The following is an 11849-nucleotide window of genomic DNA, read 5'->3' as shown; positions in this document are numbered from 1 at the left end:
CGGGTGGCGGTGTCATTCACAAAGGAATAAATACGATGAAAACAGGCAAACTGGTGGTCTTGGGCAGCATCAATGCCGATCATATTCTGAATATTGAGCAGTTTCCGCGCCCAGGTGAAACGGTGATCGGGAAGCAGTATAAAGTCGCGTTTGGTGGCAAAGGTGCTAACCAGGCGGTTGCTGCTGGCCGTAGCGGAGCAAACATCGCGTTTATTGCCTGTGTGGGTGAAGATGATATTGGTGACCGGGTGCGTCAGCAATTAGCCAGCGATAATATTGATACCGCGCCAATCGAGGCTGTAGCTGATACCACAACCGGTGTTGCTTTGATTTTCGTGAATGGTGAAGGCGAAAACGTTATTGGTATCAATGCCGGTGCTAACTCGGCAGTTACACCTGAATATCTTGGTCGTTACCAGCAACAAGTTATCGATGCAGATGCATTATTGATGCAACTGGAATCACCACTTGAGACAGTTATTGCTGCCGCTAAATTGGCGAAGCTGCATCAAACACAGGTTATTCTTAATCCGGCGCCAGCTCGTGAATTACCGGACGAGCTATTAACGCTGGTGGATATGATTACTCCGAATGAAACAGAAGCCGAGCGTTTAACGGGGATTCATATTGATCAGGATGATGACGCAGCGCAAGCAGCGCAAATTCTGCATGATAAAGGCATCGCTACCGTAATCATTACATTGGGTAGCCGTGGTGTATGGCTTAGTGAACAAGGTAAAGGGAAATTGGTTGCCGGGTTCAAGGTTAACGCTGTAGATACTATTGCTGCTGGTGATACATTCAATGGCGCATTATTAACTGCGTTATTGGAAGGTCAGGTAATGGACTCAGCAGTACGTTTTGCTCACGCAGCGGCCGCTATCGCGGTGACTCGCCCCGGCGCGCAGCCCTCTATTCCGTGGCGTGCAGAGATCGACAGTTTCCTACAAGGCCAGGTATAACTTTGGCCACCATGAAAGACGTCGCCCGCCTGGCGGGCGTATCTACGTCAACAGTCTCACATGTTATTAATAAAAACCGCTTTGTCAGTGACCCTATTCGCGACAAAGTGCTGGCTGCTATCAAACAGCTCAACTATGCCCCTTCAGCACTGGCTCGTAGTTTGAAACTCAATCAAACCCGTACCATTGGTATGTTGGTTACCGCCAGTAGCAACCCGTTTTATGCTGAAGTAGTCCGTGGCGTGGAGCGCAGTTGCTATGAGCGTGGTTACAGTTTGATTCTATGCAATACCGAAGGCGATATCGATCGCATGAGCCATAGCATTGAAACTCTGATGCAAAAGCGCGTCGATGGTCTGCTACTGATGTGCACCGAAAACCACCGCCCTTCTCAAGATATTCTGCGTTGCTACCCGTCATTACCGATAATCATGATGGACTGGGCACCCTTTGAGGGCGTCAATGACGTGATTCAGGATAATTCATTATTGGGTGGCGAAATGGCAACCTCATATTTGATTGCTAGAGGCTATACCCGAATCGCTTGTATTGCTGGCCCACAAGATAAAACCCCTGCCAAAGAACGTTTGGAAGGGTACCGTCAGGCTATGGATCGCGCAGGTTTACCTATTCCATCCGGTTATGAAGTTGCCAGTGATTTTGAATTTGGTGGCGGTTTAGTCGCTATGAAACAGTTGCTTGCGCTACCGGAACCCCCAGAAGCGGTGTTTACCAGTAATGATGCGATGGCTGTTGGGGTTTATCAGGCTTTGCATCAGGCGGGGTTATCGATACCACAAGATATGGCGGTTATTGGTTACGATGATATTGAAATCGCACAATATATGACACCGCCATTGACCACTATCCATCAACCAAAAGACTCCCTTGGTGAACTGGCTATTGATACACTGATTCATCGATTGAATAACCCGGAAGCGGAACCACAAGTTCTGATTCTCACTCCCGAGCTAATAGAGCGGGGATCGGTGGTCAGTTGTTAAACTTCACTCTCCGCAGGTTGTGTGGCTTTTTTGCTATTACGGCCTTGAATTAGATTGTCGCCATCATTTGGTTTCAGTAATAAGAACACCATGGATGAAAGTAATGTCACTATTCCCATTGTAATAAAGGTGTAGTGGAAGTGATCGACATTGCCACCAAACGATAACCCATCATAAAACCGCAATACCACCGCACTAATGGCAACGCCAAAGCTAATGGCCAGTTGTTGGGTTACCGCCAAAACACTGTTACCTGAGCTGGCATTGTTATCGGTTAAGTCAGCCAGTGTGATGGTATTCATCGCAGTGAACTGTGTCGACATTGCCATCCCCAAGACAAACAGCGGCAATATCATCATCCACGGCGACATGCCCGGTGATTGCAGCGCAAATAGCGCAATCAGCACTCCGATAATAACCGTAATTCCTACCAATACAGTCCTATAACCCAGTGAACGTAATACTTGAGTAACGGCAGATTTTGCCATCATCGAACCAATGGCGGTTGGGGCCATCATACAACCGGCAATAATGGCTGAGTATCCGAACCCGACTTGTAACATCAGTGGCATCAGAAAAGGCACACACCCGGTACCTAAACGGGAGGCCACGTTACCGGCAATCCCAACCGAGAATGTTCGGTTTTTAAATAGCGGCAAACCAATCAATGGATTTGGATGACCTTTGGCGTGGAATATATAGAAGAGCAACATCAATAAACCACTCAGTAACACCGTGACTGGCAGATAGCTGGCGATATCCGGTCGGCCCATTATCTCCAGACTTACGGATATCAGGACCAAACTGCTACCAAATAGCAGGAAACCGATAATATCAAAGGCACGTTTAGGCATGGTGAAGTCCGGCATATATTTACGGGCATAAAAGATGCCCAGTAAGCCGATAGGAATATTAAGGATAAAGATCCAATGCCAAGTGGTATAGGTCACCAGTAATCCACCTAATAGTGGCCCCATCACCGGGCCGACTAACCCTGGGATAGTGACAAAATTCAGAACCGGCAATAACTCACTGCGTGGGTAAGCCCTGATCAGCGCAAGCCGGGCCACAGGCATCATCATTGCGCCACCCACCCCTTGAATAACCCGGGAGGCCACCAGAAAAGCCAATGAATCTGAAAGTGCGCACAGTAATGACCCTAGCGTAAATAGAGATACAGCCAGAATGAATACCCGTCGGGTACCAAAACGGTCCGCCAGCCAGCCACTCACTGGAATCAACATCGCGACCGTCAGGGTATAGCTGATAATTGCTGACTGCATGGTCAGTGGTGAGCGGTTAAGGCTTTCAGCAATTGATGGGAGTGCCGTATTCAGTATAGTGGCATCCAAAGCCTGCATAAAGAAAGCCATGGCAGCTAGCCAAGGAAGGCCCGCCATACTGCGTGCAGATTTTATCATTGTTCGTCCTGATTATAGGGGTGAGTGTGAGCACCTTCTTTATATATAGAGAGATAGAACAGCTAGCCGTTAATTTTTATCTGTTAATAATACCTGACATGCCAGCAAGGCTCCCTGACTGTCACCTGCCAAAATTGTATCAACAATATCCTGATGGTATTGCAGCTTAATCACTTCATCGCCGGTAATGGCGCGGAAATAGCTGTGATAAACCGAACTGAACAAATTGGCGAAAGAGGTCAAAAACGGGTTACCACTGGCTTCATATATTAACTGATGAAATTGAGCATCCACTTGAATCCATTTTTCACGATTAAAGTGAGTATCTAACGCACGCATCTCTGCAATCAGTGATGCTAACAATGCTCGCTGTTGCTCATTGGCATTAATGGCTGCCAATGAACAGGCTTGAGGCTCAAGTGAGGTTCTTAATATAAGGAAGTGTTGCATCACTTGATCGAAATTCTCTCTGTTCAGCCACCAAGTGAGTAACTCCTGATCGAGGTAGTTCCAATTTGTTTGTGGCATCACTCGGGTACCAATGCGTGGGCGGGGTAATAACATCCCTTTTGCTGCCAGCATCTTTACTGCTTCACGAACGGCAGTACGACTAACACCAAATTGCTCCCCCAACTCTATCTCACCAGGCAGTATGCTGCCGGCTGCATATTCTCCGGCGAGAATTCGCTGGCCAATCTTCTCAGCCAACAGGTAAGAGAGATTTCGCTGGGCGGCCTGTTGTTGGGTATTTAGTTGCATGGTGATTTGTCCTATCTGTCTTCTTATATATCTATTTTACTCTACTGTTTAACACTGGTAGTGAATGTTTAGCTTAATAATTGTTTAAACATTGGTCTTTTAGCCTATTTTTGCTGAAATAAAACGCGGTTGAAAAGTTTTTTCAAATTAGGGGTTGCAGGCTGTCAGGAACTCCCTATAATGCGCCTCCACTGACCGGGAACAACGAAACATACTTCGCCGGGTCAGGAAGCGAAAAGAATGATTTTGACTTCGAAAGAAACCAAATAAACTCTTGACTCTTCAGCGGGAAAGCGTATTATCTGCCTCCCGCGTTACCGTAAGATTCGCCGAAAGGCAAACGGGTAACGAACGCTCTTTAACAATTTATCAGACAATCTGTGTGGGCACTCGCAAGACGATATCGAAGCCTATTTCGACAGGCAGAAGAAATATCAAAGTCTTGAAGAGTGACCAAAGCAGTACACATTTGAACTTCGGTTCGAATGCTTATTTGCAGAAAGTAATCTTTGAGCATCGCTGCTTACTTATTTTTCATTAAATAATAGACAGCAAATCAAACAAATCTTAAATTGAAGAGTTTGATCATGGCTCAGATTGAACGCTGGCGGCAGGCCTAACACATGCAAGTCGAGCGGCAGCGGGAAGTAGTTTACTACTTTGCCGGCGAGCGGCGGACGGGTGAGTAATGTCTGGGAAACTGCCTGATGGAGGGGGATAACTACTGGAAACGGTAGCTAATACCGCATGACCTCGCAAGAGCAAAGTGGGGGACCTTCGGGCCTCACGCCATCGGATGTGCCCAGATGGGATTAGCTAGTAGGTGGGGTAATGGCTCACCTAGGCGACGATCCCTAGCTGGTCTGAGAGGATGACCAGCCACACTGGAACTGAGACACGGTCCAGACTCCTACGGGAGGCAGCAGTGGGGAATATTGCACAATGGGCGCAAGCCTGATGCAGCCATGCCGCGTGTGTGAAGAAGGCCTTCGGGTTGTAAAGCACTTTCAGCGAGGAGGAAGGCAATCGTGTTAATAGCACGGTTGATTGACGTTACTCGCAGAAGAAGCACCGGCTAACTCCGTGCCAGCAGCCGCGGTAATACGGAGGGTGCAAGCGTTAATCGGAATTACTGGGCGTAAAGCGCACGCAGGCGGTTTGTTAAGTCAGATGTGAAATCCCCGCGCTTAACGTGGGAACTGCATTTGAAACTGGCAAGCTAGAGTCTTGTAGAGGGGGTAGAATTCCAGGTGTAGCGGTGAAATGCGTAGAGATCTGGAGGAATACCGGTGGCGAAGGCGGCCCCCTGGACAAAGACTGACGCTCAGGTGCGAAAGCGTGGGGAGCAAACAGGATTAGATACCCTGGTAGTCCACGCTGTAAACGATGTCGACTTGGAGGTTGTGCCCTTGAGGCGTGGCTTCCGGAGCTAACGCGTTAAGTCGACCGCCTGGGGAGTACGGCCGCAAGGTTAAAACTCAAATGAATTGACGGGGGCCCGCACAAGCGGTGGAGCATGTGGTTTAATTCGATGCAACGCGAAGAACCTTACCTACTCTTGACATCCACAGAACTTAGCAGAGATGCTTCGGTGCCTTCGGGAACTGTGAGACAGGTGCTGCATGGCTGTCGTCAGCTCGTGTTGTGAAATGTTGGGTTAAGTCCCGCAACGAGCGCAACCCTTATCCTTTGTTGCCAGCACGTAATGGTGGGAACTCAAGGGAGACTGCCCGGTGATAAACCGGAGGAAGGTGGGGATGACGTCAAGTCATCATGGCCCTTACGAGTAGGGCTACACACGTGCTACAATGGCAGATACAAAGTGAAGCGAACTCGCGAGAGCAAGCGGACCACATAAAGTCTGTCGTAGTCCGGATTGGAGTCTGCAACTCGACTCCATGAAGTCGGAATCGCTAGTAATCGTAGATCAGAATGCTACGGTGAATACGTTCCCGGGCCTTGTACACACCGCCCGTCACACCATGGGAGTGGGTTGCAAAAGAAGTAGGTAGCTTAACCTTCGGGAGGGCGCTTACCACTTTGTGATTCATGACTGGGGTGAAGTCGTAACAAGGTAACCGTAGGGGAACCTGCGGTTGGATCACCTCCTTACCTAAACGATACGCATTGCGTAGTGTCCACACAGATTGTCTGATGAATGTAAATGAGCAAGAGCACCTGTTGATGAGGGTGATGATTGTGCAATAAGACCTCGGTATCGAGTTTTTACTGCATCAGTCGTTCGAATGTGTCACCACATTCTCACCTTTACAAAAAATACCGAATCAGTGATTCAGTAGAAATTTTTGTGTCCCCATCGTCTAGAGGCCTAGGACACTGCCCTTTCACGGCTGTAACAGGGGTTCGAATCCCCTTGGGGACGCCACTCCGATAATGTGTGAAAGACATTATCAACTGAATATCTTAAAGATGACTTTAACGAGTCGTGTTTAAGATATTGCTCTTTAACAATCTGGAACAAGCTGAAAATTGAAACATTACAGCTGAAATTTATCTCTCCGTAGATGTACTGAGATAAAGAGTAACCTGTAATAGAGTCTCTCAAATAATCGCAATGCCAATGTGTATTCTGATGAAGAGAGTCGCGTGAGCTAAGTGAAGGCAAGGCGTACGGCACGGAGGAAGCGGAGTGAACTTAACGTTCATGAGCATTCCGAGTACCGCACAACGCTGTATTCACGACGCGCAACCGACTTGAACATAAGAAACACCTTTGGGTTGTGAGGTTAAGCGACTAAGCGTACACGGGGTGGATGCCTAGGCAGTCAGAGGCGATGAAGGGCGTGCTAATCTGCGAAAAGCGTCGGTAAGCTGATATGAAGCGTTACAACCGACGATACCCGAATGGGGAAACCCAGTGCAATTCGTTGCACTATTGCATGGTGAATACATAGCCATGCAAGGCGAACCGGGGGAACTGAAACATCTAAGTACCCCGAGGAAAAGAAATCAACCGAGATTCCCCCAGTAGCGGCGAGCGAACGGGGAAGAGCCCAGAGTCTGAATCAGTTTGTGTGTTAGTGGAAGCGTCTGGAAAGTCGCACGGTACAGGGTGATAGTCCCGTACACCAAAACACACTTGCTGTGAACTCGATGAGTAGGGCGGGACACGTGACATCCTGTCTGAATATGGGGGGACCATCCTCCAAGGCTAAATACTCCTGACTGACCGATAGTGAACCAGTACCGTGAGGGAAAGGCGAAAAGAACCCCGGCGAGGGGAGTGAAATAGAACCTGAAACCGTGTACGTACAAGCAGTGGGAGCACCTTCGTGGTGTGACTGCGTACCTTTTGTATAATGGGTCAGCGACTTATATTTTGTAGCAAGGTTAACCGAATAGGGGAGCCGTAGGGAAACCGAGTCTTAACTGGGCGTCTAGTTGCAAGGTATAGACCCGAAACCCGGTGATCTAGCCATGGGCAGGTTGAAGGTTGGGTAACACTAACTGGAGGACCGAACCGACTAATGTTGAAAAATTAGCGGATGACTTGTGGCTGGGGGTGAAAGGCCAATCAAACCGGGAGATAGCTGGTTCTCCCCGAAAGCTATTTAGGTAGCGCCTCGTGAACTCATCTTCGGGGGTAGAGCACTGTTTCGGCTAGGGGGTCATCCCGACTTACCAAACCGATGCAAACTCCGAATACCGAAGAATGTTATCACGGGAGACACACGGCGGGTGCTAACGTCCGTCGTGAAGAGGGAAACAACCCAGACCGCCAGCTAAGGTCCCAAAGTCATGGTTAAGTGGGAAACGATGTGGGAAGGCACAGACAGCCAGGATGTTGGCTTAGAAGCAGCCATCATTTAAAGAAAGCGTAATAGCTCACTGGTCGAGTCGGCCTGCGCGGAAGATGTAACGGGGCTAAACCATGCACCGAAGCTGCGGCAGCGACACTTAGGTGTTGTTGGGTAGGGGAGCGTTCTGTAAGCCGTTGAAGGTGACCTGTGAGGGTTGCTGGAGGTATCAGAAGTGCGAATGCTGACATAAGTAACGATAATGCGGGTGAAAAACCCGCACGCCGGAAGACCAAGGGTTCCTGTCCAACGTTAATCGGGGCAGGGTGAGTCGACCCCTAAGGCGAGGCTGAAAAGCGTAGTCGATGGGAAACAGGTTAATATTCCTGTACTTGGTGTTACTGCGAAGGGGGACGGAGAAGGCTAGGCTAGCCGGGCGACGGTTGTCCCGGTTTAAGCATGTAGGCGGAGCGACTTGGTAAATCCGGTTGCTTATCAACGCTGAGGTGTGATGACGAGCCACTACGGTGGTGAAGTAGTTGATGCCAAGCTTCCAGGAAAAGCCTCTAAGCATCAGGTAACATTAAATCGTACCCCAAACCGACACAGGTGGTCAGGTAGAGAATACTCAGGCGCTTGAGAGAACTCGGGTGAAGGAACTAGGCAAAATGGTGCCGTAACTTCGGGAGAAGGCACGCTGGCATTAGGTAATGGGACTTGCTCCCGGCGCCGAAGCCAGTCGCAGATACCAGCTGGCTGCAACTGTTTAATAAAAACACAGCACTGTGCAAACACGAAAGTGGACGTATACGGTGTGACGCCTGCCCGGTGCTGGAAGGTTAATTGATGGGGTCAGCCGCAAGGCGAAGCTCTTGATCGAAGCCCCAGTAAACGGCGGCCGTAACTATAACGGTCCTAAGGTAGCGAAATTCCTTGTCGGGTAAGTTCCGACCTGCACGAATGGCGTAATGATGGCCAGGCTGTCTCCACCCGAGACTCAGTGAAATTGAACTCGCTGTGAAGATGCAGTGTACCCGCGGCAAGACGGAAAGACCCCGTGAACCTTTACTATAGCTTGACACTGAACATTGAGCCTTGATGTGTAGGATAGGTGGGAGGCATTGAAGTGTGGACGCCAGTCTGCATGGAGCCAACCTTGAAATACCACCCTTTAATGTTTGATGTTCTAACTCGGCCCCATAATCTGGGGTGAGGACAGTGTCTGGTGGGTAGTTTGACTGGGGCGGTCTCCTCCCAAAGAGTAACGGAGGAGCACGAAGGTTAGCTAATCACGGTCGGACATCGTGAGGTTAGTGCAAAGGCATAAGCTAGCTTGACTGCGAGAGTGACGGCTCGAGCAGGTACGAAAGTAGGTCTTAGTGATCCGGTGGTTCTGAATGGAAGGGCCATCGCTCAACGGATAAAAGGTACTCCGGGGATAACAGGCTGATACCGCCCAAGAGTTCATATCGACGGCGGTGTTTGGCACCTCGATGTCGGCTCATCACATCCTGGGGCTGAAGTAGGTCCCAAGGGTATGGCTGTTCGCCATTTAAAGTGGTACGCGAGCTGGGTTTAGAACGTCGTGAGACAGTTCGGTCCCTATCTGCCGTGGGCGTTGGAAGATTGAGAGGGGCTGCTCCTAGTACGAGAGGACCGGAGTGGACGAATCACTGGTGTTCGGGTTGTCATGCCAATGGCATTGCCCGGTAGCTAAATTCGGAAGAGATAACCGCTGAAAGCATCTAAGCGGGAAACTTGCCTCGAGATGAGTCTTCCCTGGGGCTTTAAGCCCCCTGAAGGAACGTTAAAGACTATGACGTTGATAGGCTGGGTGTGTAAGTGCAGCGATGCATTGAGCTAACCAGTACTAATGATCCGTGAGGCTTAACCTTACAACACCAAAGGTGTTTTGGTTGAGAGATTGATATTTTCAGCGAAGTTCCGAGATTGGGCTGGCTGGCTGTGTGGAAACATATAGCGGGTTTAGTTTAGACAGAATTTGCCTGGCGGCCATAGCGCGGTGGTCCCACCTGATCCCATGCCGAACTCAGAAGTGAAACGCCGTAGCGCCGATGGTAGTGTGGGGTCTCCCCATGCGAGAGTAGGACACTGCCAGGCATCAAATAAAGCCGAGACCCCATGCCAAAAGCGTGGGGTTTTTGCTATGGGCAGAATAGTGAAATATGTATAAATAGTGACCTTAGAGTGGTTGCGTCGCAGGGTTCATAGTGAGATGAGTCAAATATTGCAGGGGCAGGTGAGTCAAATCCGGCCGTCACAGCGATGATGAGAACAGAAGGCTACCTTGATAGGTGGCTTTTTTTTGTTTTTATAGCTCTGACTGATCCATCTTGAGCCAGTTATAAATAAACTCTGCGATCTGATCTGGTTGATTAATATCTAATTGCTTTACTACAGTATCTATCGGCTCGTCACTTGCCAAAGCGATAACGTATTCATCAATCAAACCAGCGAAAGGCTTACCTACAGCTGCTCTATAAAGAGCAATTTTGCTGATCGGCTCGTGCTTAAAACCCTCAACCAAAATCAAATCGATAGTTGATGTATCTAATCGACTAGCCAGATAGTGAAGATCCATCGGCGGCTGTTCTGGCGTTTCTGTCATTAATGCCCAGCGGCAATCACTGGCAACCAACGTTTGATGGGCTCCAGCTTTACGCAATTCATAACTGTCTTTGCCCGGTGTATCAATTTCCATATTGTGATGAGTATGTTTGATTAAGCCAACGCGGATTTGGCGCTGTTGAAGTAAGGGGATCAGGTGTTTTAGTAAGGTTGTTTTTCCTGTACCACTGTACGCGGCTATACCGAGTAACGGGGGCGTCTTGCTGCTCATAATGGCTCTCTTTTAGCTTGTTCCCATAACTCGCAATCTGCGGGAGTATTTAGGTTACTGAATTGATTGAGTTGCCCATTGAATACCACTCTTTGCGCATTGATACTCGTCATAAATATCATTAACTTACGATCCCCTTTTGCCAGATACCTTGCTAGCGTTGGCTTAAGACTAACATGCATTAAAGCTAATGTTGGATGCTCACGCTTGCTATCACTAACATAAGCAGCAAGAGCCTGCCCTTTTGACTGCCAGAGTTGAGAAACCAGATTAAGTGGAAGCATAGGAACGTCACAGGGAGCAAAGACAACCCATTCGGTAGTTGAATGGCTTAATCCAGCATGCATGCCAGCCAATGGGCCTACAAAGCCAGTAATGATATCGTTAATGACGGGAACGCCACTTTGTTGATAGAGGGCTTGGTTACGATTAGCATTAATCAGTAAGTTCTCAACCTGCGGTCTTAATCTATCAATCACATGTCGATACAGTGGCTTTCCATTTAGGGAGATTAATCCTTTATCATTCCCGCCCATTCTGGACGAAAGGCCTCCAGCAAGAATAACGCCTGTAATATTAGGTCGCATTTCCATCACTCCACGGTATTAAACTGACTATGGGATTGTATCTTCAAATAGGTGAACAGGTCAGGATTTACTTTTATTGACAATAGGCTCTCTTTCCCTGTGTGAATATCCCTGCTACTTTGTCAGCATATTTTTGAATAGGATAACTTCGCTATGAAATGTCATCGTGTTAATGAACTGATTGAGCTTTTACATCCGGCCTGGCAGCAAGAACCTGATTTAAATCTGGTGCAGTTTTTACAAAAATTGTCAGAGGAAGCTGGTTTTGAAGGTAATTTCGCAGATTTGACAGACGATATTCTTATTTATCATCTGAAAATGCGTGGCTCGGCATCAACGGAAGTGATTCCAGGACTGAAAAAGGATTATGAAGAGGATTTTAAAACAGCATTATTGAGAGCTCGTGGCATCATTAAAGATTAGTCACACTCCTGTCTGCGTAGGGAGGAGGCTTTAATGATACTATTTCTTATTCTCAGCGCGCCGCTGTTACTTATA

The 11849-nt window shown here is 48.4% G+C and carries 7 protein-coding genes, 1 tRNA gene and 3 rRNA genes; 7 read left to right on the top strand and 4 right to left on the bottom strand.

Translation table 11 applies throughout. The features are described 5' to 3' along the window. Positions 1–35: 35 nt before the first annotated feature. Together rbsK and rbsR are read left to right on the top strand one after the other, a co-directional pair. Positions 36–962: a ribokinase gene (rbsK, locus tag Q2T71_RS18775; RefSeq protein ID WP_372560169.1), complete on the top strand. Its 927-nt coding sequence runs from the start codon at positions 36–38 to the stop codon at positions 960–962. A gap of 2 nt (positions 963–964) precedes the next feature. Beyond that, positions 965–1966, top strand: coding sequence for a ribose operon transcriptional repressor RbsR (gene rbsR, locus Q2T71_RS18770; protein WP_372560168.1), 1002 nt, complete (start codon positions 965–967; stop codon positions 1964–1966). Here the strand turns inward: rbsR and mdtD are convergent. Both mdtD and Q2T71_RS18760 read right to left on the bottom strand, forming a co-directional pair. Then, positions 1963–3387 (bottom strand): multidrug transporter subunit MdtD, encoded by a 1425-nt coding sequence (gene mdtD / locus Q2T71_RS18765; RefSeq protein ID WP_083161609.1) that lies wholly within the window; start codon positions 3385–3387, stop codon positions 1963–1965. The genes rbsR and mdtD overlap by 4 nt on opposite strands. Before the next feature lie 69 nt (positions 3388–3456). Then, complete coding sequence (locus Q2T71_RS18760) at positions 3457–4146, bottom strand: FadR/GntR family transcriptional regulator (protein WP_083161611.1); 690 nt, start codon at positions 4144–4146, stop codon at positions 3457–3459. A 569-nt stretch (positions 4147–4715) separates the two neighbouring features. Here Q2T71_RS18760 and Q2T71_RS18755 point away from each other — a divergent pair. The 4 genes from Q2T71_RS18755 to rrf all read left to right on the top strand — a co-directional run bounded on the left by Q2T71_RS18755 (position 4716) and on the right by rrf (position 10025). Beyond that, a 16S ribosomal RNA gene (locus Q2T71_RS18755) occupies positions 4716–6258 on the top strand. Positions 6259–6456: 198 nt separating this feature from the next. Then, positions 6457–6532, top strand: a tRNA-Glu gene (locus Q2T71_RS18750). 359 nt (positions 6533–6891) lie between these two features. Next, positions 6892–9799 (top strand): 23S ribosomal RNA (locus Q2T71_RS18745). Between the two features lie 110 nt (positions 9800–9909). Then, a 5S ribosomal RNA gene (gene rrf, locus Q2T71_RS18740) occupies positions 9910–10025 on the top strand. The 16S, 23S and 5S rRNA genes sit together here with 1 tRNA gene alongside, the layout of an rRNA operon. Positions 10026–10236: 211 nt before the next feature. On the opposite strand, the gene mobB is transcribed toward rrf, so the two are convergent. Both mobB and mobA read right to left on the bottom strand, forming a co-directional pair. Then, the gene (gene mobB / locus Q2T71_RS18735) at positions 10237–10764 is read right to left on the bottom strand and encodes a molybdopterin-guanine dinucleotide biosynthesis protein MobB (RefSeq protein WP_372560167.1); all 528 of its coding nucleotides are present in this window, start codon (positions 10762–10764) and stop codon (positions 10237–10239) included. Beyond that, on the bottom strand, positions 10761–11351 hold the full coding sequence (mobA, locus tag Q2T71_RS18730) for a molybdenum cofactor guanylyltransferase MobA (RefSeq protein ID WP_372560166.1): 591 nt from the start codon (positions 11349–11351) through the stop codon (positions 10761–10763). Before mobA ends, mobB begins: the two co-directional genes overlap by 4 nt. A gap of 153 nt (positions 11352–11504) precedes the next feature. On the opposite strand from mobA, the gene Q2T71_RS18725 reads away from it, so the two are divergent. After that, a complete protein-coding gene (locus tag Q2T71_RS18725; RefSeq protein ID WP_083161617.1) occupies positions 11505–11774 on the top strand; it encodes a YihD family protein in 270 nt (89 codons plus the stop codon). Positions 11775–11849: the final 75 nt, after the last annotated feature.

The sequence above is a fragment of the Yersinia sp. 1652 StPb PI genome (assembly GCF_041538345.1).
Lineage (GTDB): Bacteria > Pseudomonadota > Gammaproteobacteria > Enterobacterales > Enterobacteriaceae > Yersinia > Yersinia enterocolitica_E.
Note: the sequence above shows the minus strand (reverse complement) of the source record. Positions and strands in the feature narration are given on the sequence as shown.

What these genes read in the sequence shown, in the direction of transcription:
- mobB (WP_372560167.1), bottom strand. Translation starts at nt 10,764, where the DNA reads ATGAGCAGCAAGACGCCCCCGTTACTCGGTATAGCCGCGTACAGTGGT.
- mdtD (WP_083161609.1), bottom strand. Translation starts at nt 3,387, where the DNA reads ATGATAAAATCTGCACGCAGTATGGCGGGCCTTCCTTGGCTAGCTGCC.
- rbsK (WP_372560169.1), top strand. Translation starts at nt 36, where the DNA reads ATGAAAACAGGCAAACTGGTGGTCTTGGGCAGCATCAATGCCGATCAT.
- Q2T71_RS18725 (WP_083161617.1), top strand. Translation starts at nt 11,505, where the DNA reads ATGAAATGTCATCGTGTTAATGAACTGATTGAGCTTTTACATCCGGCC.
- Q2T71_RS18760 (WP_083161611.1), bottom strand. Translation starts at nt 4,146, where the DNA reads ATGCAACTAAATACCCAACAACAGGCCGCCCAGCGAAATCTCTCTTAC.
- mobA (WP_372560166.1), bottom strand. Translation starts at nt 11,351, where the DNA reads ATGCGACCTAATATTACAGGCGTTATTCTTGCTGGAGGCCTTTCGTCC.